This window comes from Bacillus sp. GC_Bacil_1, assembly GCF_026540675.1.
GTDB lineage: Bacteria > Bacillota > Bacilli > Bacillales > Bacillaceae_G > Bacillus_A > Bacillus_A cereus.
The window spans coordinates 286,463-310,345 of record NZ_JALNUG010000004.1 but is presented as its reverse complement, the minus strand read 5'-3'; the positions used below and the strand labels follow the sequence as shown (position 1 = coordinate 310,345).

The following is a 23,883-nucleotide window of genomic DNA, read 5'->3' as shown; positions in this document are numbered from 1 at the left end:
ATGTGAAAAATATAATGGAGAAAAACATTCAACAAGAGAAAGATAAAGAAAAACCTGTTTTTTATGATCCGAAAGGAAGGAGAAACATAGCCTTTATTTGGTTTCTATGTATCTCAATAGTTAGTGTAGGTGTTGTATTTTATTTTTTCTTTCAAAGTATTTTTTCAACACCAGAAATTCCAAATATGAATACCGCTGTACAACAAGATACTAAACTTGTACCAATTAATCAAAAACTTAGTGATCAGCAGTTAAAGAAGGAAGAATTTAACCTAAATACCGAAACGAAGGATAATAAAAATTTGGTGAATCCGCCGAAGGATAGTAAACATCCTAAAGAAGTGTATGGTTTTTATGTAAACTGGGATGAAAATAGTACCGCTTCTCTAAAAGAAAATATCGATTCATTAACTACGTTAGTACCAGAGTGGTATCATTTAAAAGCAGATTTAACGATTAGAAGTGAGATAAAACCTGAGATAGTAAAGTTGGCAGAAAAGAATCAAGTGAAGATTATGCCTTTGCTTACTAACTATACTGAGGAAGCTTCTGGTCCTGATAGTGGGCTAATTCATAAGTTACTGAATTCCTCAAATGATGTAAAGACAAAGTTTATTAATGATTTAGTAAGCCAAGTTAAAAAGAATCATTTTTCAGGAATCAATATTGACTTTGAGGCCGTACCTGAAAGTGATAGAGAAAACTTAACAAATTTTATGAAAGAACTTACTACGGAATTTCATCAACATGATTTGCTCGTTACACAAGATGTTCCAGCTAATGATAAGGCTTTTGATTATAGTGCGTTAGCAAAAATAATAGATCGAATGATTGTAATGATGTACGATGAGCACTATGGAACCGGGGAACCAGGACCAATTGCTTCAAATAAATGGTTCCAACATACATTGAAAGAACTGAATATTCCGTCTAATAAGCTTATAGTTGCTTTCGGTAACTATGGATATGATTGGCAAGTAAATAGTAAAGAAGCTGCGAAGTCTTTAACTTTCTCAGAAGTTATGGCAATGGCTCATGATTCAAATATGAAAATTCAATGGGATAAAATGAGTGGAAACCCTTATTTTAGGTATAAAACAGAAGGGAAAGAACATACTGCTTGGTTCTTAGACGGTGTAACTCTTTATAATCAAGTGAAAATCGCAATGGACAATAATGCAAAGGGATTTGCGTTATGGAGACTAGGAGCAGAAGACCCTACAATATGGAAAGTTTTAAAAAATCCGATTGAGGCACAAAAAAATCCTAATGTATTACATAAAATCAATAGTTTAGATGAAGTAAATTATTCTGGACAAGGTGAAATTTTACAGATTGAGAATGAAAGAAAAAATGGATTGAGAGATTTTAAAGTAGGCAAAGATGGTTACCTTACAGATGAAGTATATCAATCCTTACCATCTGCATATGAAGTGCAACGATATGGAAAACCAAATGGGAAACAAGTAGTATTAACATTTGATGATGGACCAGACCCGAAATATACGCCAGAAATTTTAGATATATTAAAAGAGAATCAAATAAAAGCTGCTTTTTTTGTACTTGGTGAAAACGCACAACTAAATACTAGTATTGTAAAAAGAATATACGATGAAGGGCATGAAATTGGCAATCATACTTTCAAGCATCCTAACATAGCTGATACGTCTTTACTACGAACGAAAGTAGAACTTAATACGACGCAACGTTTAATTCAGGAAGTAACTGGACATTCTACGGTTTTATTTAGACCGCCATATGAAGCGGATGCTAACCCGGATTCATCAAATGAAATATTGCCTATTTTACGTGCACAAAATATGAACTATACAATGGTAGCGGAAAAAGTTGATCCCGAAGACTGGGCAACACCATCAACAAATGAATTAGTAAAGCGTGCTCTTAATCCCATTTATAAGGGAGAGGGAAATATTATTCTTCTCCATGATGCGGGAGGGAATCGTACACATACAGTAGAGGCGCTCCCAATCATTATTAAAGACCTAAAAAAGCATGGATATAGTTTTGTAACAATTTCAGATTTAATGAATAAAGAACGAGATGAAATTATGCCTCCTGTTTCTTCTGAGGGGAAGCAATATTTACTTTACAATAAAGCTGTCTTTTCAGGAGCTGGATATTTTAAGCATATATTAACAACTATTTTTTATATTGCTATTGGATTAGGGATTTTTCGATTTTTATTCTTAATTTATTTTGCATGGAAGCAGAAAAGACAGACGTTATCTCGCTATATTAATTCGTCTTATCAACCTTTTGTTAGTGTTGTCATAGCGGCATATAATGAAGAAAAGGTGATAGCCAAGACGATTCACTCAATTTTGGATAGTAATTATAGAGAATTTGAAGTTATTGTTGTGGATGACGGATCGACAGATGGTACGTCAAAAGTAATGAAAGAAACATTTTATAAACACCCTAAAGTTCGTTTCATTCAGAAAGAAAACGGCGGGAAATCATCGGCAATGAACCTAGGGTTTCAACAATCGCGAGGAGAAATCATTGTCACTTTAGATGCGGATACTATTATTGCGCAAGACGCTATTTCTTTAATGGTTAGACACTTTGAAGATCAGAATGTAGCTGCAGTTTCAGGTAATGTCAAAGTGGGGAATAGACGGAATTTGTTAACTACTTGGCAACATGTTGAGTATATTACAGGGTTTAATTTAGAACGTAGAGCTTTTGATGAGTTAAATTGTATTACAGTAGTTCCAGGAGCTATTGGGGCGTGGCGCAAGAAGAATGTAGTTGAATCTGGATATTTAAGCGAAGATACATTAGCAGAAGATACCGATCTTACTATTACATTTTTACGTCAAGGGCATAGAATTGTATATGAAGAAAAAGCGCATGCTTTTACGGAATCACCTGAGGATGTGAAAAGTCTTATTAAACAGCGATATCGTTGGTCATATGGTACACTTCAATGTCTTTGGAAACATCGAAAAGCGTTGTGTAATTCAAAACATAAAACGTTAGGGTTTATTGCACTGCCTAACATGTGGTTATTCCAATATGTTCTGCAATTCATTGCTCCTTTTGCAGATATATTAATGATTATAGGACTATTTAGTAGTAATCCGCTAAAAGTTTTAGGATTTTATTTTGTATTCTTTTTAATGGATCTTCTCGCTTCTCTGTTCGCATTTAAATTAGAGGAAGAAAACCCGAAACCATTAGTATGGTTAATTTTACAACGTTTTATTTATCGTCAATTTATGACTTATGTTGTCATTAAATCTATATTCTCATCGCTTCGAGGAGTAGCGGTAGGGTGGAATAAACTAAAGAGACTGGGGAGTGTTAAACATTCCACGGAACATAAGGAGGCATCATAAAAGAGCGGACTATCTGCTCTTTTTTTCATTGATTTTAGTTAGTTGAATGTAGAGTTGTAGTATAAAAACTACTGCTTCTATAATGAGATTCCTATTCATCATTAATGGTGAGACATTATGTTAAGCTAATCCTTTAGTTTCGGATTAAAGTTTTTTTATATTTTTTTAAAATGACGGACACAAAAACGCATATACCTTCGAATTATATATATGGATAACATAAATATGTATATAAAAGGGGAGAAATAAGATGAAAGAAAAAAAAGAAATGTTTCAAGAAATCGCTGAAGTGTTAAAGGTATTGGCGCATCCAGTTCGTCTATCTTTAGTAAAAATAATGCTTGCAAAAGGTCCTACTAATGTAACAACAATGTATGGGGATTTACAAATGCCTCAAAGTACAATTAGTCAACATTTATCTAAACTAAAAGCTGCTAAAATGGTTACAGGTACTCGGAAAGGATTAGAAATTTATTATGAGGTAACTGACAATCGTACAAAATCAATATTAGCATGTTTAGTTTAAATACATACTTCTATTTCAAAATAAAAAACGCTATTCTTTTCTATGATTTTACAGAGAGAATAGCGTTTTTTATTTTTAAGGAGTATCTTTTTATATGCCTATAGAATGGAGTGAAAGGTTTATGGGTCTAAATGTACCTACTATTACCTTAGGTTCTAGTGCGTCTAATAATAAAAAAATTCTCGGTTTAGGGGTGCTTCTTTATAGCTTACGTACAATTGAGATTAGAAAAAGTAGAGCGAGCGTTTAATGAGGCGGAAGTAGTGTTTATATGCGAAACTTTATAGAAATCTCATTTTTCTAATTGTATCTTTTTAGATTGATGGATGTGGGGTGACGTCCATCAATCTAAGAAAACAAGTTAGCTAAAAAATGATGAAAATAAACTTTATAAAAATAAAAAATATGAACGTAGAGGATTAAACAAAGTATATAGTGCTTTTTTAGTCATGTAATCTTTTAATCTGATGATCTTTTCCCCATTCAAACAGATCATTCATTATTTGCATTAAAGATTTTCCGTATTCACTTATGGTGTACTCAACCTTTGGTGGTACTTCTTGATATACGGTACGATAGATAATCCCATCAGCTTCAAGTTGCCGAAGTTGTTGTGTAAGAACCTTTTGTGTAATGTTTGGGATTTCTCGTTTAATTTCATTTGTTCGCATTTTTCCATCCGACAAAATACATAAAATATGAACTTTCCATTTTCCACCGATTACATCGAGTGTTGTTGCAATTGGGCAATTATCATTTTGATTCATATAACACCTCCAAAGGTACTTCAAGGTTCCTATAGTACCTGAAAGTACGTACTTTTCAATTATATGTAACTCATTCATACTAATACGTAAAGGATTGATTAATTTATAAAGGGGCTGGAAAATGATGAGAACACTTGTAATTGTAGCACATCCTCATATTGAAAAATCAAAAATTAATAAAAGATGGATAGAAGAACTTGAGAAACATTCAGATGAAATTACGGTGCATGAATTATATAAGGTGGCACCCGATTGGGAGTTTAATATTGAAGAAGAGCAAAAGTTATTAGTAGAACATGACAGATATATATTTCAATTTCCGCTTTACTGGTACAGCACACCACCATTATTAAAAAAATGGTTCGATGATGTATTAACATATGGATTTGCGTACGGATCACAAGGAGATAAAGTGAAGGGGAAAGAATTTGGTGTAGCTATTTCTATAGGTGGATTAGAAAAAGACTATGAAAATAGTGGGATTACAATGGATGAGTTGACGAAACCATTCCAAGCTACATGCCTATATACAGGTATGGAATTTATACCTTCCTTTTATTTATATGGTGCAGAATATAAACTAAGTGATGAAGAGATTGATAAAAGTGCACCTGAGTATGTGCAATATGTAATGAACAAGAAGTATTCTAATATATAATGAAAAATAGCCATTTACTTGTGAAGTAAATGGCTATTTTATATTCTTCTTATATTCACTAAGTGTAATCTTTAGTAAATTAATAGTTAATCTGGTAAAATAAAAAACCTAACATATATAAAGGGGAGTTTTACTTGAGAACGATGCGACAATTATTACAAAAGAGAGCAATGCAGTCACCAAATTTGGAAGCGCTTGTAGGAGGAAAGAAAAGATATTCGTTTCAGCAATATAATGAACGAGTAAATCAGCTTGCACATTATTTGTTACATAATGGTGTGCAAAGAGGAGATCGTATAGGAATACTATGCAAAAATAATCACCCATTTCCAAGCGTTATGATGGCAAGTTTAAAAATTGGAGCGGTATTTATTCCGCTAAATCATCAGCTTACTGTATATGAATTAGAAACGATTGTAAAAGAAGCGAAATTAAAAGTGTTAGTTATTGATGAAGAATTTAGTGAAGTGTTATTAAATGTTGATGCTGTTAAAGAAATTCCTTATGTAATTCAAACGACAAAAGAAGGTTTTGGTTCATTTGAATTAGAGCTCCAAAAACAGCCAACGACAGAACCGAACGTAGAAGTTCATGAAGAAAACGACGCCATTTACTTATTTACTTCAGGAACGACTGGACAGGCGAAAGCATGTGTAATTGGACATAAAAACTTACATCACTATTTTGCTGAAATTGCGGGACAAAGAGAAATCCCAGCAGGTGAACGCTTTTTATCTGTGCATCCATTGTTTCATATGAGTGGCGTGCTTTCTATTTTAAATTGTATTTATCATGGCGTTACGATGATTTTCTTAGCTGATTCGAATCCTACTCTTATTTGGGATAAGATTGAAGAAGAGAAAATTACTACGATGCTTGCGTTCCCTGCTGTTTATAGTTACATGCTTGATGAATTAAATAAAAAAGAACGTAATATTTCAACCTTTAAAGTAGCACAAAGCGGTGGTACAAAAGTGCCAGAAACACTCATTCAAAAATATATGGAAAAAGGAATATATATGGTGCAAGGTTATGGTAGTACAGAAGGTTGGGTTGTAACCTCATGGCATCCAATGATGGGAAAAGAAAAGATGTCTTCTGTAGGAAAAACCTTAAAAAATGTAGAGGTGAAAATTGTTCATCCAGAAACAGGACATGAATTAACAACAAATGAAGTTGGAGAGATTCATGTGAAAAGTCCATACATGTTTAAAGGGTATTGGAATAATGAAAAGGCGACAAAGAAGGTAGTAAAAGATAACTGGTTTAACATGGGTGATGCTGGCATGATAGATGACGATGGATTCCTGCATATTATGGGAAGATATAAAGACGTTATTATACGCGGTGGTGACAATGTATATCCAGATCAAGTAGAAGATGTTATTCATGAAATACATGGTGTTTTAGAAGTTGCAGTAGTTGGAGTTCTAGATGACTTTTGGGGAGAGGTTCCAAGAGCTTTCATTGTGAAGGATAGCGAAACAATATTAACAGAAGAAAGTATTACTCAGTATTGTAAACAGAAATTAGCCAGTTACAAAATACCAGAAGTGGTATTCATGGATGAGTTACCGAAAAACGCTTTAGGAAAAGTGTTGAAGAGGGAATTACGAGATGTAGTTCTTGTGAAATAGAAAATTATGAAACGATGGAGAACCCAGTTATGTATAAAGCATGACTGGGTTTTTATTTATCAAAAACATAATAATTTACTAGATTTTGTATTTTGTGTAAGATAATAAAGAATATTCAATTAATAATTCGAGGGATGAAATTAAATGAAGCTACCGTTATTAGAAGTAGAGACGGATAGACTCATTATCCGTCCATTTCAAAAAGATGATTACGAAAGTTGGTTAGATGGATTTTCTTATTGATTATAAAAATAAAGAAATGGACAAATAAGGAGAAAAGAAAATGAAGACTATAAACGTATTTCATTACGACGCATTTACGAATAAACCAAATAAGGGAAATCCAGCAGGTATTGTATTAGAAGCAGATGGATTAACGGAAGAGGAAATGCAAATTATTGCTGAAAAAGTTGGATATAACGAAACAACTTTTGTTCTTTCCTCAGAAGTAGGAGATATAAGAATGCGCTATTTTACACCTGGTTTTGAAATGGATTTATGTGGTCATGGGACAGTAGGGACAATATATGCCTTGCGCGAAAAAGGTTTATTAGAAGAGAAAAGTAACCTTACGATTGAAACGAAGGCTGGGATTTTACCGATACAAATAGGTGTAAATGAAAATGGGGAAACCTTTATTAAAATGAGGCAGACAGCACCTCAGTTTAAAGATTTTGCAGGTTCAAAAGAAGAATTAGCTCATAGTATTGGTTTAGAAGTAAATGATTTAGATGTAAGTTTACCGATAGTATATGGAAGTACAGGAAACTGGACTGTAATTGTGCCGATTAAAAATCTAGATGCGTGTGAGAGAATGAAACCTAATAATGCCGCATTTCCGTCAGTATTAAGAGAAATACCTAATGCTTCTATTCACCCAATTTGTCTAGAAACTTATGATGAACTAGCACAAATGCATGGCCGTCATTTCTCGTCAGCTTATGCTGGGCCGATTGAAGATCCAGTGACAGGAACAGCTTCAGGTGTAATGGGAGCATATTATGCGGAGTATTTAGAGAAAGATTTTGAACATGAATTGAACTTAATCGTTGAGCAAGGACAGGAAATAAATAAAGATGGTCGTGTAACTGTTTATGTAACGAAAGGGATAGAAAACGAAAAGTTACAAATAGATATTGCTGGAACAGCGGTGTATGTGAAAGAGCTTGAAGTTTTAATATAAAAAAGAAAGCCCGGCATACATCCGGACTTTCATTATCTGTTCAACACTTCAATATACGAAGCATCTCCAGTTGTTCTTAAAGCAGAGCGAAAATTGTTATTTTCTAGCGTTTTAGCGACTTGTTGTAATTGCTGTGCATCATCATGATGGATAAGTAAGCTGTCAGCACCGTTTTCCTCTATATGAATGTGTTCAACATTTCCAATGGCATCATGTATAGCTTTTAAAAATTCAGGTTTCATGGTGTCCTCCTATATGTATGTAACGTTTTTATTTAGTATTTCCTTATTTTTGAAATATAAAAGTAAATGAAAGGAGAAATAAAATGAATATAAAGCAGTTTAACGAACATATAACATCACTATTTGGAGAGCATCTTCATAAATACGGCGATGATGAATATGGTTTTACTCATATAAGTAAAGATGAATTTCACAAAATCGGTTACACAACAAATTTAACGTTAGAAACTATTGAAGAAGCGTATAGAAATGGAGTCGATATGATAGTTACACATCATGCGCCGTGGAGTTTTTTATTTGGTATGGAAGAGGCTTGTATTGAGAAATTGAAGCAATATGAAATGAATCATTTTTGGGTTCATTTGCCGTTAGATTTTGTAAAGTTTGGCACGTGTACATCGTTATTTAACGGAATTGGGATAGATACAATACTGGAATATTCCACGTATGAGGAAGAAGAACTACCGGGAATAGGAGAATATAAAGAAGCGATTCCTTTTTCAAACTTAGTTGGAAAACTTGAAGAAAAAATGGAAGAGAAAGTGAAGAGCTGGAGAAATCACGATAAACCAGTAAAACGGATTGCAATCTTAACCGGTGCAGGAAACAATACAAATTTGATTGAACGTGCATTAGAAAAAGGATGTGACACGTACATAACAGGTGAAAAAACATTATATACAGTGCAACATGCGAAATTTAAAGGAATTAATTTAATTGTAGGTAGTCATACGTTTACAGAAGTGTTTGGTGTAGAAAGTTTGGCTCATAAATTACAAGACATAGACCCTGCAATAGAAATTATTAGAGTATATGAAGAGCATTTAGAGTGATAAAATCACGTTATCATAAATGGGATATTGAAGAAAGCCATTGTAATAAAATAAAATTGTTGTTTGTTATATTAGGATGGTTGGGAGGATTTTCCTTGCGTTTGTCAAATAATAGTAAAGTTGTCTTTTGAATTAAGGGAATCTTCCGAATTAAAGGGTGAGAGAATGGACATTTCAATAATCACTGCACAACTAGTTAAGGAAAAAGTTATTTCACATTATCCAAATAGCGTAAAAGCATTAAACGGGGGAACGGCAAGTACTATATATTTGTTAGATGAACAATACGTTGTAAAGTTGAATGAATTGGATGTCATACGTGAAGAAGCTTATTTTCTTCAGTTTTATAAAAAGGACGAATTATTTCCAAAGCTTTTATATAAGGAATCTTTAAATCGCTATATTGTTTACTCATTCCTTGAGGGCACAACTTCTTGCAAACTAGGCTATAAACGGAGTGTTCTTTGTAAACTTGTAAAAGAAGTTATCAATGAGTATGAAGTAGCTACAGAGGTTGATGGCTGGGGATGGAAAGAAAATCCGGTTCAATCTTGGAGTGAATTTTTAACGACAAATGTGATGGAAGCTCATGAAAATGTAAGATGTTACATAAGTGAGGAAGAGTATAGAACGGTTTTTAAGTTAGCAAATAGTCCAAGTAGGGGGACTGGAATAAATCAGCCATTTTTATTGCATGGTGATCTTGGATTTCATAATTTTATATTTCAAGAGAATGATCTGTATGGTGTAATTGATCCTTTACCAGTGTTAGGAGATCCTATATATGATTTAATTTATGCGTTCTGTTCAACTCCGGAAGATTTAACAAAAGAAACGATTGGTTATGCGATGAAACAATGTGTATTTCATAAAAATGACCGTGATTTATATGAAGAAATAGTCATAGGATTATATTTGCGTATAGATACATGTTTACGGCACCACCCGAAAGATTTAGAAGATTATTTAGAAGCTTGGCGTTATTGGATGGGTGAGGTTGAGGTGACTTTATAGTACAAATATTTTTAGGGGAGATGGTGAGATGAATGTTGCAGAAGCGAAAAAGGATTTAGCAATAAAAACGAAGAGAGGCTTACCGATTATATTAGCCGGCGTTTTATTTTGGGTAGTTATGAGTATAACAGGATTTGTTCTTTCTGAAAAACAAGTGGTGTGGGTATATTTAATCGGTATGGGCTGTGTGTTTCCTTTTGGCTTAATGATAGCTGCTATATTGAAAATTGATATGTTTGCGAAAGGAAATCCGTTAGGGATTTTGGCTGGATTAATTGGTGGGATAAATGTGTTGAATATTCCACTTGTATTACTTGCCTATTTTCAATTTCCAGAATGGTTACCTTTTGTAGCAGCAATGTTAATAGGTGTTCATTTTATCCCGTACGTATGGATTTATGAAAGTAAAAGTTATGGTTTATTGTCAGTAGGGACTGTATTTGTAACGTCAGTTTGCGGGATTCTTTTTGCAGAAAAAGGATTTACTGTCATTCCATTATCGGTTACAGTTGTCTATTTACTTACTTTTATAAGTTTATTAATTGAAAATAAAAAAGCAGATCATTATCAACAAAAATCAGCTTAATAAAAATATAGGGATAGGGGAAATTATGATGAAAAATTTCGTTTGTACAACGTGTGGCGTGCAGTATGCAGCGAGTGTAGAAGAACCGGTGAGTTGTCATATTTGTGATGAAGAAAGGCAGTATGTGAATCCGAAAGGGCAGTCTTGGACGACTTTAGAAAATTTGCAAACAGATGATACATATAAAAATGAAATAATCAAAGAGGAAAATGGACTTTATAGTATTACGACAAAACCAGGATTTGCGATCGGTCAAACGGCATTTGTAGTGAAAACAGAGTCATATCGTTTACTGTGGGACTGTATTACGTATTTAGATGAAACGACAATTGCGAAAATAAAAGAGCTTGGCGAATTAGATGCGATTGCATTGTCTCATCCTCATTATTATTCAACGCAAGTAGAATGGGCAGAGACATTTGATGTACCAATTTATATACATGAAGATGATAAAGAGTGGGTGATGCGTCCGAGTAGTCGTATTATTTATTGGTCTGGTGAGTCTTTACAATTAGCTGATGGATTAGTCATTCATCGTTTAGGGGGACATTTTAAAGGTGGATCTGTCTTACATTGGGAAGAAGGTAATGACGGAAAAGGGATTTTGTTAACAGGTGATATTATTCAAGTTGTAGCGGATGAGCGGTGGGTGAGTTTCATGTACAGCTATCCAAACTTAATTCCATTACCAGCGAGAAAAGTGGAAGAAATGGTGAATCGAGTGAAGCCATTACAGTTTAATCGTTTATACAACGCTTTTCATCGAGTAGTAAAAGAAAATGCAAATGAAGCAGTTGAACGTTCTGCTGAAAGATATATTGGAGCATTAGAAGGTAAATTATTTCATACGTAAAAAGGGGAGCAAGCCTAATGAAAACGTTAGTATGTTTTGGCGATAGCATTACAGCTGATGAGACGTTTTTTGATGGAACACCGAGATTAACGTCAAGGTTACAAGCAATGTTTCCAAATTGGAAAGTAGTGAATGCAGGTGTTCCAGGGGATAATACATTTGATGCGTTAAATAGGATTGAAGAAGATGTAATATCATATAAACCAGATTTCGTAACAGTTTTTCTTGGTACGAATGATGCAGTTTCTTTTTCTCAAGTGTCATTACAAGCATATAAAGAAAACTTAGAGAAGATTGTGAACCAGGTTTCCTCAGATAAAATACTACTTATTAGTCCTGCACCAGTTGATGAAGAAAGACAGTACAATAGAACCAATAAAGTGCTCGGTCAGTATACAGACGTAGTAGAGGAAGTGGCGAGGGAAACAGGAAGTTATTTTCTAAATGTATATGCTGAAATGATTCAAGAACGGGATTATAAAAGGTTTGTAGAAAATGATGAAAAAGATGGGTTACACTTTGGGCCAGAAGGTTATGAGTATGTAGCGAAGTTAATTGGTGAAAAGTTAAAAGGGATTTTATAAGGAGCAAAGCACTTAGTGCTTTGCTTTTTCGTATTTCTTTCGCAGTCCATAAACTTATTGATCGCTGTAATTTGGACAGATATTTTGCGTTTTTATCCCGCATTAACTGTCCGTAAACGCCCCATTGGTGAGGGCTAATAATCAGTGGGGGATGAACAAAAACCCCACTGATTAAAGTTTCACTTTATGTGCTTAAAAGGCGAGTTCTGTTTTAAAGTAATATAAATTTATTTTTAAAAATTTATATTTCGTAGTTGAAAATCAATAAAGGTGTAACTATAATAGTTACAGTAAGTTTGTTATTTTGAAATCTACACATTGAATTACAAGAATGAAGGGAGTTTTTATGTAAATCAAAAAGTTATAAAAATCTATTAATTTTTATAATAAGATAAAATGATTTTCGGTTCATACACATTATGAAATATGTTATTTCTAATAGAAAACTAGAGGTGGAAAAATGAAAAATTTTAAAGGTATGTTGATATCATCACTTGCAATTACAACTTTTGCTGGGGCAGGTACGACATTTGTAACAAATACAGTATATGCTGCTAATGACGATTCTAGTAAAATACAAGTTCGTTCTAATAAGAGTATAAACACAACAACTGGCTCGAGATTGCCTGTATTATCAGTCAATCCTTATGATGAACCTAGATTTTCAAGACAGGGATATCTTGAAGAGGCACCTTTAGGAATTAATGCTCCTTATGCTTGGGGAATTAAAGGAGGAAATGGCCAGGGAGCAACTTTTGTAGATTTGGAAGAAGGTTGGTTATTAAATCATGAAGATTTAGTCGGTCAAAATATTGAATTTATGTCTGGAAAAATGAGTAATGATCTTTCTCACGGTACTTCAGTTCTAGGTGTTGTTTCTGCAGCTGACAATGGGATTGGGAACATTGGGATTGCACCAAAAGCAAAGGTAAAAGTAATTTCAGTGATCCGAGATAATGGGAGAATCGATGTAAGAGATGCTATTTTAAGTGCCGTAGATTCTTTACAGGCTGGAGATGTTTTATTAATAGAAGAATCCTTTAAATATGATGGATATGGAGATGACCCTTTACCAGTAGAAGTATACCCGAGTATATTTAACGCAATTCGCAAAGGTACAGATAAAGGCATTATTATTGTAGAAGCAGCTGGTAATGGTGGGATTGATTTAGATGAATTTAAAGACCGTAATGGTAAGCAGATTTTAAATAGAAATAGTCCAGACTTTAAAGATTCAGGAGCTATTATAGTTGGAGCATCTACTGCAAGAGTTCCTCATAAACGTTTAGCTTTCTCTAACTATGGTAGTAGAATTGATGTATATGGTTGGGGAGAGTATGTTGATACATTAGATACATATCAAAATCAAAATAGTAAAGGACAAAAAGTTACAGATCAGAACATAATTAATCGTTATACTTCTAATTTCCGTGGTACTTCTAGCGCTTCGCCTATAATTGCTGGGGCTGCTGTATCGATTCAAGGGATTGCTAAAGAACATTTAGGTAAGGCATATACACCAAAAGAATTGAGAGCAATTTTAAGTAATCCTAATACAGGCACAAAGTCTAATAACCCATCATCTGATAAAATAGGGGTTTTACCAGATTTAAAAGCGATTTTGTCTAACCTTGGATTTCATAGTGATTTGACTACCAATGATCCTATGGTATTTCCAGATAACGTAGAAAAAAATGAAGGAAAAGAAAATTCAACTTTCGTATTTCCAGGTGAAGAAACAAAAAGAACAGGTGATAAAAATTCAACTGTAACCTTCCCAGAAGAAGATTTAAAACAGGAGGAAAAAGAAGAGGGATTAATTGTTTTTCCTGATTAATAAAAAAATACTACCTTCCATTTGGAGGTAGTATTTTTTATTTCTTGTCAATAACAAGCAGGCATGAAATTTGTATTTGTTTATCTTTCATAATGAACTTAACCACAAAGTCGAATGTTTGACTGTTAATTAACTTTTTCGTCTCAATCAATTACATGAATTAATCTAGAAATGCTTGCTGCAATGCTTTCAGTCCATCGCTGTATATACCATGAAACAGATTTATTGCCTCTTCATCACTAACCTCAACAGGAGTGAATGTACCAGACCACTCTACTAACGATGTGTTACTTTCAGTACCTTCTTTCACCTGGATTGTAGATAGATAATTAGTGACTGGGAATGGTGCATTCATGATTGAATACGTGTAGTAGCGCTCTTTATCATTGAATACTTCTAATCGTTCTATAATTGTATCCCCATCCGGATTAGCTAGATGACGTACACGACCGCCTTCAGTTAATTTACTGCTAGGTATATAAGGTAACCAGTCTGGAAGGGAGTTGAAACCTCCGATTAATTGCCATACTTGTTCCGGTGAAGAAAAAATTTCCATAGATGTAGTAGTATGTGCCATATTCATTACGCTCCTTTTCATCCCGGTATTTACGGGTAAATAATCAGTGGGGGATGCTCCCACTGATTAAAGTTTCATTATTATTTTACGTTGATTGGTAGTGGTGCATTAGGTGCTACTAGTTTTTGTTCGCGCATTTCTTGCCAGAATGCTGCTGGAATTACTGTATTTAAGGCGTTTTGGTCTTCTACAATTCGTTCCGGTTTACTTGCACCAGGAACAACGGCAGCAACTGCTGGATTTGCTAGTGAAAATTGTAATGCAGCAGCTTTGATGCTGATGTCGTGACGATCTGCAAGAGCTTTGATTTTCTCAACCTTTGCAATAATTTCTGGCGATGCTTTTTGATATTCGAAGTGAGCGCCTCCAGCAAGAATACCTGAGCTATATGGGCCACCAACAACAATATCCATATTATGCTTTACAGCTGCAGGCATTACTCGTTGCAATGCACGTTCGTGGTCTAATAATGAATAGCGACCAGCTAGTAAGGATATATTTGGTTTCGCTTCTTCTAAATCAAGCATAAGTTCAATTGATTCTACTTTGTTTACTCCAAGCCCCCAGCCCTTAATAACTCCTTCTTCACGTAAACGTGTTAGCGCACGGAATGCTCCTGTTCGAGCTGTTTCAAATTGTGAAATCCACTCATCACCATAAAAGTCTTGTGCTAAATCATGAATGAAAACAAAGTCTAGACGATCTGTTTTTAAACGTTTCAAACTTTGCTCGATAGAACGAAGTGTTGCATCTGCGCTATAGTCATTGATCATTTTATTTTTGCGACCAAATTCGAAAAGTCCGCCTTTTTCACCTAAATCACGTGCAGATGGATCTTCTAGTTCATCTGAAATCGTTCGACCTACTTTGGTGCTTAAAAAGTAATCATCACGATTTCTTTTTGACAGTGCTTCACCAAGACGGATTTCCGCTAATCCAGATCCATAAAGTGGAGCTGTATCAAAGTAACGAACGCCATTCTCCCAAGCAGCATCCACTGTAGCGAGTGCTTCTTCCTCTGGGATATTACGGTACATATTTCCTAGTGGTGCTGTACCAAACCCGATTTTTTCTTTTAGTAATTTACTCATTATAGATATCCTCCTAAAATATATTTGAAAATTATTTATTCATTGTGAATGGATGTGAAAATGAAAACATGTCATTTCATCGTCTGACAAAATGTATGATAAAAATACTCACTTTAAAGTACAGGTACTAACAGGTAATTTCTAACACTGCATGACTCACTCAACTCTTACAAATGCTATTATGAAATGTATTTTACATAATGAAAAGTACGTACTTTAAAGTGATATAGATACTAAAAAGTAATACAGGTACTTTTTGGTGCCGTACTACTCATCTGCTGTTTACGTATGCTATTATGAAACATGTTTAACACAATAAAAAGTATGTACTTTAAGGTGCTATAGATACTTAAAAGTAATATTTAAATATTTTAGCTTATTTGTCTTATAAAATTATTAAAGGAGATTTTTATATGAAAACATACAATATTCCTGTAGAGGCAACTTTAGAGGTTATCGGTGGAAAGTGGAAAGTAGTTATCCTTTGTCATTTAAAGAAAGATAAAAAGAGAACGTGCGAGTTAAAACAATTAATGTCTGGTATTACACAAATATAGTAAAGAAGTAGGGATGAAAATCGAAATGGTTTCTATCCCTACTTTTTCATTTTATATACAAATTAAGAACTAAAACTATATACTTTTAAAAAGTAAACTATATAATAAATGTAGAAACGAAAATTTATGAGCAAGGAAGTTGAAAAATATGACATTAACAATGGGCTTTATTGGATTTGGAAAGTCAGCTAACCGCTATCACTTACCTTATGTAAACACACGTAATAATATAAAAATAAAAACGATTTTTGTACGTCAAATAAATGAAAAATTAGCGGCTCCATATAAGGAAAAAGGTGTTTACTTCACTACTGATTTGGACGAATTGTTGAATGACAAGGAAATTCAAGTTGTGACGATCTGTACGCCAGCACATACGCATTATGAATTAGCAAAAAAAGTTATACTAGCTGGAAAATCAGTTATCGTTGAAAAACCATTTTGCGATACAGTGGAACATGCGAAAGAATTATTAGCTTTAGGACGAGAAAAAGGTGTAGTAGTTATGCCTTATCAAAACCGCCGTTTTGATGGTGATTTTTTAGCTGTGAAGCAAGTAATTGAACAAGGGTTCCTTGGTGATATTATTGAGATTGAATCACATATTGATTATTTCCGTCCTGGTTCAATCACTCATGAAGCTCCAAAAGAAGAAGGTTCATTTTACAGTTTAGGTATTCATACGATGGACCGTATGATTTCACTATTCGGCCGTCCAGATACGGTGACATACGATATTCGTAATAATGAAATGGAAGGTGCGGTTGATAACTATTTCGATGTTGGTTTACATTACGGAAATCAGTTGAAGATTAAGCTGAAAACGAACCATGTCGTAGCAAAAGATTATCCACGCTTTATCGTTCATGGAACAAATGGATCATTTATTAAATATGGTGAAGATCAGCAGGAAAATGATTTGAAAGCGGGTGTTATGCCTGAGAGTGTAGGATTTGGTGAAGATTCACCGATGTACTATGGAGTTGCTAAGTATCGTAATGCAAATGGTGACTGGATTGAAAAACAAATTAAAACGCCACTTGGTGATTACGGTCGTTTCTATGATGCCGCGTATGAAACAATTATAAATGGTGCACCAAAACTTGTGAAAGACGAAGAAGCGGTAACGAATATTGAAATCTTAGAAAATGGATTTGCTTCCCCATCACCTTCAGTTTACAAACTTGAGGCTTTATATTTGAATGAATAGAAGAGCGTTTGCAGTATAAAGGAGGTATGGAAATGGCAAGCGGATCAACACAAGTAAAATACCTCGGCATTTATCAAAAGATTAAACAGCAAATTTTAGACGGTGAATATAAAATCAACGAAAAAATTCCGAGTAGCCCCGTCCTTGCTGAAGAATTTGGTGTTTCAGCCCTTACTATTAAGAAAGCGCTGGATCTATTAGTTAGAGATGGCTACATCATCCGCCGGCGCGGAAGTGGAACAGTGGTGCAAGATTGGCGTCAACAGGAAAAGGCACGAATGATTCAAACTTTAACGGGTACGAAAGCTGTATACGGCAGTGAGGTAGAAAGTCAAATTATCGAGTTTGCGATTGTTGGGGCTGATGAAGTAGTTGCTGAGAAATTGGGAGTTTCAATCGGTGATTTCGTCTATAAAATCATTCGCCTCCGCATCATTCACAGCATTCCGACGATTATGGAGCATACATGGATGCCAATTTCGGTTATCCCAGGTGTTGAGGCTTCTGTTTTAGAGGAGTCGATATACTCACATATTCAAAATAAACTTGGTCTTGAAGTAGGGACATCTGTTGTCAGGGTTAAAGGAATTCGCCCAGATGATAGGGAAAAGCAGTTTATGAATTTAACAAATCAGGATTTCCTAATGCGAGTTGAACAAGTAGCTTACTTAACGGATGGACGAACTTTTGAATATTCTTATGCAGATCATCTACCCGAAACATTTGAGTTTGAAACAGTCATTACTGCAAAAAATTATAAAGAGATATAAAAATCGGTTGAGGCAAGTATTGTCTCAACTGCTCCTATTATACGTTAATAGAATGAATCCAAGACTTAACATTTGATTTATAGAACTGTAAAGTTTAAAATTACAGTATAGTTTTTAGAAGTGAGTTGTTATCGTCTGTAAAATGTAGATAAATTAAATATTCTCGAATAAATAATATTGCTTGTATTTGATTCTAAACTGTAATTTTTTTTAATACATTTCAATAACCGATGTTTAAAATGTACGTTTCATAACATTAAAGGAGTGAGTTAAATATGGTAATTCTATATACAACAGCAAGCTGTGCCTCATGCCGAAAAGCGAAAGCATGGCTTGAAGAGCATCAAATTGATTATATTGAAAAAAACATCGTATCAAATTCTATGACAGTTGATGAGCTTAAATCGATTCTTCGTTTAACTGAAGAGGGGGCTACTGAAATTATTTCAACTAGATCCAAAACTTTTCAGGACTTAAATATAAATATTGATGAGCTCTCGCTAAATGAATTTTATACATTAATAATTGAGCATCCACTAATGTTGCGTCGCCCAATTATGCTGGACGAGAAAAGATTGCAGATTGGTTTTAATGAGGAAGAAATTCGTAAATTTTTACCACGTAGCGTTCGAACGTTTTTGAACATTGAATTGCAAAAATTGGCCAATTAATAAGTGGTAATTTTTAGGAAAAGTTTTTTGAAAGGAGGAAGCAGAAGATGATTGAAGTATGTGTTACAGTTAATTATAATGATAGAAATTATCAAACAAATGTTATTGTGAGTAAAGATACGATTTGGACAAAAATTAAACAACTGGCAGAAGAACAAGTGAAGAAACAGTGGAGTGTTTAATTTTATTTTCAACTTAAAAAGCTAAATGAAGTTATCGGATATAGGTGAGACCGGATAGAATATAAAAGAATTTATTTTTTATGGCAAGAAGTATTCTATATGTTTTAACGTTCTAACCTATCTGTAATATTTATGGCTACAGTATGTTAATATAGGAGAAACAATATTTTTAATCGTAGGAGGAAAATCATGAACAGCGACTTTACCTTGGCCATTCACAGTTTAACTTATTTAGCTTTACAGCCAGACCGGATGTCAACAAGTAATGCCATTTCAGAAAGTGCAGGTGTACATCCAGTACGTATTCGTAAAGTACTAAGTTTGTTAAAAAAGCACAAGTTTATACAATCAAAAGAGGGAACTGGTGGAGGTTTTATTTTCGCCCGCGATTTAGATGAAGTGAATCTTTGGCATATTTATCAGATAACCTCTGAAGGTGCTTTGCAGCCGAAATGTCCGGAATCAAACAATCAGTGTGTTGTAGGTTCGAACATGCGAAAAGTTCTTTTCGCTATTTTCTTAGGTGCTGAAGAACATCTAGGTGAATACTTAAAGAATTATACAATGAAAGAAGTTGTTGACCTTATCAATCAAGAGCGTTAAGCGGCTTAATTATTATATAACCGTGAGTTTTTAACACTTAAATGTAATTAAAAATATTACAGTTAAAATTATTTTTTATATGTTGTTTATCGTCACTAAAAATATTTATAAGAAGGTGAAACGGTATGATGTCAAATAATAAACATGTTTTAAAAGTAGGAGATTGGGTTCGTGGAATATCAAATGAAGGTGAGTTAATAGTTGGTTATATTGTGTCACTTGATGATGTGGAGGATATAGTTACAGTTAGTATTGTGAAACGTGACGGCAAGTACACAATAAACGAAGCGATTTTACTCTTTAGTAAACACGTTAACAAACTTCCTGAATCAAAGGTAATAAATAAGGAACAAATCCTTTATCTTATAGATCTTGCATTATTAACAGGGGATGAAGAATGGTTTATCGAGCTTTCTTCAAAATTAAACTCGATAAAAGAGCTAGTTAATGAGGGATTTTAAAATTTAAACTTTTGAGGATGCACACAATCCGCCTTATGGAGAGGACATAATTACTTTTCGCATAAAAGGAAATGATGTAAAAACGATTCATTACAAACATAGAGATATTCCTGATAACGATAATTATGTAAATGAGCTGTCCATATGGGGCAGCTTTTTTGTTTTTTTACTCAGTGTATCTTTTTAAAATGTATATGAATTCAATATTAATAATATATATCCTAAAATTTGGTTTTTTTATTTTGGAATTTTTTCTTTTTACCTACATTAATTATTTATTAGAATATCTTTTATGTTTAAAATGAAATTTTTTGATAAAGGGGATATAAGTATCTTTATAATGAGTAACCTAGAAAAACAATGTATTATTGTATTTTTTTACTAACTAATTCAGCTTTAAGCGATAAAAACAATGGCTACATGCTAACTGTAAAATATTATCCATATAAAATTATTCCACTTTAATATTTCTGAAAATATAAAAATATTAATTTTATAAATATACACGTTATAATGAGGGCGTCGAGAGAAATTTTATTATCTCTGGAGAAAATATAAAAAATGCGATTACTAGTAAGAAAGGTGTGTGATTAGAGGCGAAATGTATGTAATGTGCTTCAGTGGCTTGTGTAAGCAGTATCATCAGTGCTACCGAAGTTATGAAGGTAATGTATAGAATTGAGAAAGAAATGCCTCGCAAATGAAGAGAGGCCGGTTTAGCTAAAATTACTGTTAAAAGTAAAAAAGAGAAACCATTAAAGTAATACACTGTTATTAGAAATGTTGCAACGTATTTATGAAGTCTATTCTATATTGTTCTCTTAAGAGGTCTTTATATAAAGAGCGGATATTACGAGTAAACTTTTTTGTGAACGCTAACAATTATATTAGGAGGCTAACTAGCGAATGTTTCAATTTGGATTCATTATGATGAAGGACATACAAAGTGGGGCAACTTGTAAGGAATTCATTTTCCAAAAAGGGAATATTTGTTAGGTGTAAAGAGAGATGTAGGAATAGATACAAGGGGGAGTTATTATATGAACGGGAATACTGCAAAGAAAATAGAAGTTCAAGCTGAAAATACCGCACGAAAAAATGAGCAATATGCAGATCCGAAAAAGTGGCATAAGCAGGATACTACATGGGCACTCAGTCTATTTGGAACTGCAATTGGAGCAGGGGTGCTCTTTTTACCGATTAATGCAGGTTCAGGTGGTTTATTATCTTTACTACTAATTACATTACTTGCATATCCAGTTATGTATTACTCACATAGGGCGCTTGCTAAAATGATATACGCTTCTAATTCTGCTGATGAGGGGATCACAGGTACAATTAGAGAGTATTTCGGAAATAAAGCGAGTATCATTTTTAACATCGTATATTTCGGTTCAATTTATACAATCGTACTAATGTATTCGGTTGCGCTTACAAATACTGCAAGTAGTTTTATCGTGCATCAATTGCACATGCCAGAACCTCCAAGGGCTATTTTATCACTTGTATTAGTTCTTGGTCTTATCGCTATACTAAATTTTGGTCAAGATATTACTGTAAAGGTAATGAGTATGTTAGTGTATCCTTTCATAGTTTCTTTACTTTTTATCGCAATATCTTTAATTCCACAGTGGAATACGTCAATGCTTAGTTTTTCAGCTGTTTCAACTGCTTCAACAGGAACAGGCTATTTTGGAACGATATTGATGATTCTACCAATCATCGTATTCTCATTTAATCATTCACCTATGATTTCATCATTTGTTGTGAAACAGAGAGCTACGTATGGAATCGAAGCCACTGATGCTAAATGTGCGCAAATACAAAAGGTTTGTTATATCATGACATTCGCTGTTGTTATGTTCTTCGTTTGGAGTAGCGCATTGAGCTTGACTCCAGATGATATAAAAATGGCAAAAGAACAAAACTTATCAATTCTTTCATATCTTGCTAATGAGCTTAATTCGCCTGTAATCACTATTGCAGCTCCAATTATTGCTTTTGTGGCTATTACAAAGTCTTTCCTTGGCCATTATATCGGAGCATTTGAAGTAATGCGTGACATGATTATTAAGTTCGGTAAATCACGTGGAAAAGATATTGAAGAAAAAACAATTAAGACAGTAATCCTTACTTTTGTTGTATTATCATGCTGGTTTGTTGCTTATACAAATCCAAGTATTCTTGGACTTATTGATTCTCTAAGCGGTCCTTTAGTTGCTGCTATCTTATGTCTATTACCGATGTATGCGATTCAAAAAGTGCCAGTACTAGCTAAATACAAAGGGAAAATGAGCAACGTATTTGTTATTATTGTAGGTGTACTTACAGTTTTAGCAAGTATTAAGTCATTATTCTAATTCACTACTGTTGGTTTTAGTATCAAAATAGTTGGATCTGAGAAAAGAAGGAGCAAGTTTTGAATAGTTTTTTTCAAAACTTGCTCTTAAAATATTCTAATGAATTAATTTTACAAATAAGTTTATTCATATTAGTCATCTAGCGTTTTGGTTATATACTCATCCAATATTATCAAGACCTAAATCGAGAAATTTTAAATATCAAGCGCCTAACGTATTATATATCCCTAATATGTTAGGCGCTTTTATTTTGGATAATAAATTTTGAACCTGAATTTGAATAGTATCTCTATTTGATGCTTATTTAATATTGTAAAATTTGTATTGAAAATTCGAGGTTTTAAAAGTACCATATACATATTCAAACATTTGAAGATGTATATGGTACTTTTGAAAATTGAGGAAAAGTAACGGAGGGATTTCAATGGGAAACGAAATGCAACAATTTAAAGCAGATTTCTTTAAAGCCTTAGCACACCCTTTGCGAATAGGTATCTTAGAATTATTGTCAGAAGGTGAAAAAAGCGTAAACGAAATTCAAGATATTCTAAATAAGGAAGGTTCAGCTGTTTCTCAGCAATTAAGTGTACTACGTTCAAAAAACATTGTTGTTGGTAGAAAAGATGGAAAAAGAGTTTTATATTCTTTACGAGACCCTATTATTGTGGATTTATTGGTGGTTGCACGGAAGATTTTTAACAACCATTTAATCGATACGATTTCAATGTTAGAAGAGCTAGATGGAGCAGAAAGTGAAATGATGGCTAAGGAGGGATAGGTTGAGTATTGAGGTTAAGAAAGAAGATATCATCCAACATGGGATTGAAACATTTCGCTCATTAGGAGCTCATTACGTTTGTGAAGTTTGTATAAAAAGTGGAAATTCTTGTTGTTTTTCATGCCAACATTTACAAGATGGAGTTGGATGTCGAAAAAGAAATACTGCTTGTACAGCTTGGTTATGTGGAATTCAAGGTTTTTTATTTGATCAAATAGGATTACTGGATGAATGGAATCGTTTTTGGAGTGAAATTCCAGGACAAATGTTTCGTAGAGATATTACTCCAGATAAGGTAAGGATTAGATCGTTTATTGATACGAAGAAGCTAGATAGTCGAGCCGGAGAACGTCTAGCAGAAAGATTGAAATCCTATGTACAACAAGGTGGAGATATAGGTGAATTGGAGTGTCATTTAAGTAAAACATATAGTAAATATTAGGATGGTTTTTCTTTTTGTGAAAAGGACAATTTTCTGTATAAGGGACCGAGAAATACATTTGTAATCCAGATCTATTAAAAATAGAAAAGAAGGGTTTGT

25 protein-coding genes and 3 pseudogenes are annotated in these 23,883 nt (G+C 33.7%); 24 read left to right on the top strand and 4 right to left on the bottom strand.

Features of this window, described 5'->3' with window-relative positions:
- The first annotated feature begins 14 nt into the window (after window positions 1-14).
- The 3 genes from OXT04_RS08945 to OXT04_RS08935 all read left to right on the top strand — a co-directional run bounded on the left by OXT04_RS08945 (window position 15) and on the right by OXT04_RS08935 (window position 4,138).
- On the top strand, window positions 15-3,362 hold the full coding sequence (locus OXT04_RS08945) for a trifunctional glycoside hydrolase family 18/polysaccharide deacetylase/glycosyltransferase family 2 protein (RefSeq protein ID WP_267414157.1): 3,348 nt from the start codon (window positions 15-17) through the stop codon (window positions 3,360-3,362).
- A 250-nt stretch (window positions 3,363-3,612) separates the two neighbouring features.
- Window positions 3,613-3,888, top strand: a complete 276-nt coding sequence (locus tag OXT04_RS08940; RefSeq protein WP_000660066.1) for an ArsR/SmtB family transcription factor — start codon at window positions 3,613-3,615, stop codon at window positions 3,886-3,888.
- A 94-nt stretch (window positions 3,889-3,982) separates the two neighbouring features.
- A complete protein-coding gene (locus OXT04_RS08935; RefSeq protein WP_176520590.1) occupies window positions 3,983-4,138 on the top strand; it encodes a hypothetical protein in 156 nt (51 codons plus the stop codon).
- 193 nt (window positions 4,139-4,331) lie between these two features.
- Here the strand turns inward: OXT04_RS08935 and OXT04_RS08930 are convergent, their stop codons facing one another.
- Complete coding sequence (locus OXT04_RS08930; protein ID WP_001072980.1) at window positions 4,332-4,655, bottom strand: winged helix-turn-helix transcriptional regulator; 324 nt, start codon at window positions 4,653-4,655, stop codon at window positions 4,332-4,334.
- 124 nt (window positions 4,656-4,779) lie between these two features.
- Here OXT04_RS08930 and OXT04_RS08925 point away from each other — a divergent pair, with 124 nt between their 5' ends.
- From OXT04_RS08925 to OXT04_RS08910, 4 genes and pseudogenes are all read left to right on the top strand, one after another.
- Window positions 4,780-5,313 (top strand): NAD(P)H-dependent oxidoreductase, encoded by a 534-nt coding sequence (locus OXT04_RS08925; RefSeq protein ID WP_016123075.1) that lies wholly within the window; start codon window positions 4,780-4,782, stop codon window positions 5,311-5,313.
- 143 nt (window positions 5,314-5,456) lie between these two features.
- Window positions 5,457-6,950 carry a class I adenylate-forming enzyme family protein gene (locus tag OXT04_RS08920; protein WP_080451187.1) on the top strand — a complete coding sequence of 498 codons (1,494 nt, stop codon included), beginning with the start codon at window positions 5,457-5,459 and terminating at the stop codon, window positions 6,948-6,950.
- Between the two features lie 144 nt (window positions 6,951-7,094).
- Window positions 7,095-7,187: pseudogene (locus OXT04_RS08915) on the top strand (GNAT family N-acetyltransferase); the annotation flags it as partial.
- Window positions 7,188-7,233: 46 nt separating this feature from the next.
- Window positions 7,234-8,133 carry a PhzF family phenazine biosynthesis isomerase gene (locus OXT04_RS08910; protein ID WP_267414156.1) on the top strand — a complete coding sequence of 300 codons (900 nt, stop codon included), beginning with the start codon at window positions 7,234-7,236 and terminating at the stop codon, window positions 8,131-8,133.
- Between the two features lie 32 nt (window positions 8,134-8,165).
- Here the strand turns inward: OXT04_RS08910 and OXT04_RS08905 are convergent, their stop codons facing one another.
- Window positions 8,166-8,375, bottom strand: a complete 210-nt coding sequence (locus OXT04_RS08905) for a hypothetical protein (RefSeq protein WP_000801636.1) — start codon at window positions 8,373-8,375, stop codon at window positions 8,166-8,168.
- 83 nt (window positions 8,376-8,458) lie between these two features.
- Here OXT04_RS08905 and OXT04_RS08900 point away from each other — a divergent pair, with 83 nt between their 5' ends.
- The 6 genes from OXT04_RS08900 (at window position 8,459) to OXT04_RS08875 (ending at window position 14,082) form a co-directional block, all read left to right on the top strand.
- On the top strand, window positions 8,459-9,208 hold the full coding sequence (locus OXT04_RS08900) for a Nif3-like dinuclear metal center hexameric protein (RefSeq protein WP_001022440.1): 750 nt from the start codon (window positions 8,459-8,461) through the stop codon (window positions 9,206-9,208).
- Window positions 9,209-9,373: 165 nt separating this feature from the next.
- Window positions 9,374-10,222 carry an aminoglycoside phosphotransferase family protein gene (locus OXT04_RS08895; protein WP_097997583.1) on the top strand — a complete coding sequence of 283 codons (849 nt, stop codon included), beginning with the start codon at window positions 9,374-9,376 and terminating at the stop codon, window positions 10,220-10,222.
- 28 nt (window positions 10,223-10,250) lie between these two features.
- Window positions 10,251-10,808: a DUF7010 family protein gene (locus OXT04_RS08890; RefSeq protein ID WP_267414155.1), complete on the top strand. Its 558-nt coding sequence runs from the start codon at window positions 10,251-10,253 to the stop codon at window positions 10,806-10,808.
- A gap of 25 nt (window positions 10,809-10,833) precedes the next feature.
- Entirely contained in the window at window positions 10,834-11,661 is an 828-nt protein-coding gene (locus tag OXT04_RS08885; protein ID WP_080451179.1) for an MBL fold metallo-hydrolase, read from the top strand.
- Window positions 11,662-11,678: 17 nt separating this feature from the next.
- Complete coding sequence (locus OXT04_RS08880; RefSeq protein ID WP_065229126.1) at window positions 11,679-12,245, top strand: SGNH/GDSL hydrolase family protein; 567 nt, start codon at window positions 11,679-11,681, stop codon at window positions 12,243-12,245.
- 460 nt (window positions 12,246-12,705) lie between these two features.
- Window positions 12,706-14,082, top strand: a complete 1,377-nt coding sequence (locus OXT04_RS08875) for a S8 family peptidase (RefSeq protein ID WP_000787682.1) — start codon at window positions 12,706-12,708, stop codon at window positions 14,080-14,082.
- 160 nt (window positions 14,083-14,242) lie between these two features.
- Here OXT04_RS08875 and OXT04_RS08870 read toward each other — a convergent pair whose 3' ends face one another.
- Together OXT04_RS08870 and OXT04_RS08865 are read right to left on the bottom strand one after the other, a co-directional pair.
- Window positions 14,243-14,659, bottom strand: coding sequence for an SRPBCC family protein (locus OXT04_RS08870; protein WP_000951538.1), 417 nt, complete (start codon window positions 14,657-14,659; stop codon window positions 14,243-14,245).
- 80 nt (window positions 14,660-14,739) lie between these two features.
- Window positions 14,740-15,750, bottom strand: a complete 1,011-nt coding sequence (locus OXT04_RS08865) for an aldo/keto reductase (RefSeq protein WP_025117971.1) — start codon at window positions 15,748-15,750, stop codon at window positions 14,740-14,742.
- A 413-nt stretch (window positions 15,751-16,163) separates the two neighbouring features.
- Between OXT04_RS08865 and OXT04_RS29900 the strand changes: the two are divergent.
- From OXT04_RS29900 to OXT04_RS08815, 11 genes and pseudogenes are all read left to right on the top strand, one after another.
- Window positions 16,164-16,301: pseudogene (locus OXT04_RS29900) on the top strand (winged helix-turn-helix transcriptional regulator); the annotation flags it as partial.
- Between the two features lie 154 nt (window positions 16,302-16,455).
- A complete protein-coding gene (locus tag OXT04_RS08860) occupies window positions 16,456-17,517 on the top strand; it encodes an oxidoreductase (RefSeq protein WP_267414154.1) in 1,062 nt (353 codons plus the stop codon).
- Between the two features lie 32 nt (window positions 17,518-17,549).
- Window positions 17,550-18,287 carry a GntR family transcriptional regulator gene (locus OXT04_RS08855; protein WP_098389960.1) on the top strand — a complete coding sequence of 246 codons (738 nt, stop codon included), beginning with the start codon at window positions 17,550-17,552 and terminating at the stop codon, window positions 18,285-18,287.
- A gap of 275 nt (window positions 18,288-18,562) precedes the next feature.
- On the top strand, window positions 18,563-18,958 hold the full coding sequence (spxA, locus tag OXT04_RS08850) for a transcriptional regulator SpxA (protein WP_000236189.1): 396 nt from the start codon (window positions 18,563-18,565) through the stop codon (window positions 18,956-18,958).
- A 47-nt stretch (window positions 18,959-19,005) separates the two neighbouring features.
- A complete protein-coding gene (locus OXT04_RS08845) occupies window positions 19,006-19,140 on the top strand; it encodes a BA3454 family stress response protein (RefSeq protein WP_000573532.1) in 135 nt (44 codons plus the stop codon).
- A gap of 189 nt (window positions 19,141-19,329) precedes the next feature.
- Window positions 19,330-19,743 carry an Rrf2-family transcriptional regulator SaiR gene (gene saiR, locus OXT04_RS08840; RefSeq protein WP_061655182.1) on the top strand — a complete coding sequence of 138 codons (414 nt, stop codon included), beginning with the start codon at window positions 19,330-19,332 and terminating at the stop codon, window positions 19,741-19,743.
- 125 nt (window positions 19,744-19,868) lie between these two features.
- Window positions 19,869-20,204: an IDEAL domain-containing protein gene (locus tag OXT04_RS08835; RefSeq protein ID WP_098389961.1), complete on the top strand. Its 336-nt coding sequence runs from the start codon at window positions 19,869-19,871 to the stop codon at window positions 20,202-20,204.
- A 7-nt stretch (window positions 20,205-20,211) separates the two neighbouring features.
- Window positions 20,212-20,391 (top strand): annotated as a pseudogene (locus OXT04_RS08830) (DUF3888 domain-containing protein); the annotation flags it as partial.
- Window positions 20,392-21,244: 853 nt separating this feature from the next.
- Complete coding sequence (locus OXT04_RS08825) at window positions 21,245-22,564, top strand: aromatic amino acid transport family protein (protein WP_001014190.1); 1,320 nt, start codon at window positions 21,245-21,247, stop codon at window positions 22,562-22,564.
- A gap of 424 nt (window positions 22,565-22,988) precedes the next feature.
- Window positions 22,989-23,342 (top strand): ArsR/SmtB family transcription factor, encoded by a 354-nt coding sequence (locus OXT04_RS08820; RefSeq protein ID WP_000526189.1) that lies wholly within the window; start codon window positions 22,989-22,991, stop codon window positions 23,340-23,342.
- Between the two features lies 1 nt (window position 23,343).
- The gene (locus tag OXT04_RS08815) at window positions 23,344-23,784 is read left to right on the top strand and encodes a hypothetical protein (RefSeq protein ID WP_000021461.1); all 441 of its coding nucleotides are present in this window, start codon (window positions 23,344-23,346) and stop codon (window positions 23,782-23,784) included.
- Window positions 23,785-23,883: the final 99 nt, after the last annotated feature.

Excerpts from the sequence above, each read along its gene's own strand:
- OXT04_RS08880 (WP_065229126.1), top strand. The coding sequence starts at position 11,679 with ATGAAAACGTTAGTATGTTTTGGCGATAGCATTACAGCTGATGAGACG.
- OXT04_RS08910 (WP_267414156.1), top strand. The coding sequence starts at position 7,234 with ATGAAGACTATAAACGTATTTCATTACGACGCATTTACGAATAAACCA.
- OXT04_RS08920 (WP_080451187.1), top strand. The coding sequence starts at position 5,457 with ATGCGACAATTATTACAAAAGAGAGCAATGCAGTCACCAAATTTGGAA.
- OXT04_RS08825 (WP_001014190.1), top strand. The coding sequence starts at position 21,245 with ATGAACGGGAATACTGCAAAGAAAATAGAAGTTCAAGCTGAAAATACC.
- saiR (WP_061655182.1), top strand. The coding sequence starts at position 19,330 with ATGAACAGCGACTTTACCTTGGCCATTCACAGTTTAACTTATTTAGCT.
- OXT04_RS08870 (WP_000951538.1), bottom strand. The coding sequence starts at position 14,659 with ATGGCACATACTACTACATCTATGGAAATTTTTTCTTCACCGGAACAA.
- OXT04_RS08875 (WP_000787682.1), top strand. The coding sequence starts at position 12,706 with ATGAAAAATTTTAAAGGTATGTTGATATCATCACTTGCAATTACAACT.
- OXT04_RS08820 (WP_000526189.1), top strand. The coding sequence starts at position 22,989 with ATGGGAAACGAAATGCAACAATTTAAAGCAGATTTCTTTAAAGCCTTA.
- OXT04_RS08900 (WP_001022440.1), top strand. The coding sequence starts at position 8,459 with ATGAATATAAAGCAGTTTAACGAACATATAACATCACTATTTGGAGAG.
- OXT04_RS08885 (WP_080451179.1), top strand. The coding sequence starts at position 10,834 with ATGATGAAAAATTTCGTTTGTACAACGTGTGGCGTGCAGTATGCAGCG.
- OXT04_RS08905 (WP_000801636.1), bottom strand. The coding sequence starts at position 8,375 with ATGAAACCTGAATTTTTAAAAGCTATACATGATGCCATTGGAAATGTT.
- OXT04_RS08860 (WP_267414154.1), top strand. The coding sequence starts at position 16,456 with ATGACATTAACAATGGGCTTTATTGGATTTGGAAAGTCAGCTAACCGC.
- OXT04_RS08895 (WP_097997583.1), top strand. The coding sequence starts at position 9,374 with ATGGACATTTCAATAATCACTGCACAACTAGTTAAGGAAAAAGTTATT.
- OXT04_RS08865 (WP_025117971.1), bottom strand. The coding sequence starts at position 15,750 with ATGAGTAAATTACTAAAAGAAAAAATCGGGTTTGGTACAGCACCACTA.
- OXT04_RS08855 (WP_098389960.1), top strand. The coding sequence starts at position 17,550 with ATGGCAAGCGGATCAACACAAGTAAAATACCTCGGCATTTATCAAAAG.
- OXT04_RS08845 (WP_000573532.1), top strand. The coding sequence starts at position 19,006 with ATGATTGAAGTATGTGTTACAGTTAATTATAATGATAGAAATTATCAA.
- OXT04_RS08935 (WP_176520590.1), top strand. The coding sequence starts at position 3,983 with ATGCCTATAGAATGGAGTGAAAGGTTTATGGGTCTAAATGTACCTACT.
- OXT04_RS08925 (WP_016123075.1), top strand. The coding sequence starts at position 4,780 with ATGAGAACACTTGTAATTGTAGCACATCCTCATATTGAAAAATCAAAA.
- OXT04_RS08940 (WP_000660066.1), top strand. The coding sequence starts at position 3,613 with ATGAAAGAAAAAAAAGAAATGTTTCAAGAAATCGCTGAAGTGTTAAAG.
- OXT04_RS08930 (WP_001072980.1), bottom strand. The coding sequence starts at position 4,655 with ATGAATCAAAATGATAATTGCCCAATTGCAACAACACTCGATGTAATC.
- OXT04_RS08835 (WP_098389961.1), top strand. The coding sequence starts at position 19,869 with ATGATGTCAAATAATAAACATGTTTTAAAAGTAGGAGATTGGGTTCGT.
- OXT04_RS08890 (WP_267414155.1), top strand. The coding sequence starts at position 10,251 with ATGAATGTTGCAGAAGCGAAAAAGGATTTAGCAATAAAAACGAAGAGA.
- OXT04_RS08945 (WP_267414157.1), top strand. The coding sequence starts at position 15 with ATGGAGAAAAACATTCAACAAGAGAAAGATAAAGAAAAACCTGTTTTT.
- spxA (WP_000236189.1), top strand. The coding sequence starts at position 18,563 with ATGGTAATTCTATATACAACAGCAAGCTGTGCCTCATGCCGAAAAGCG.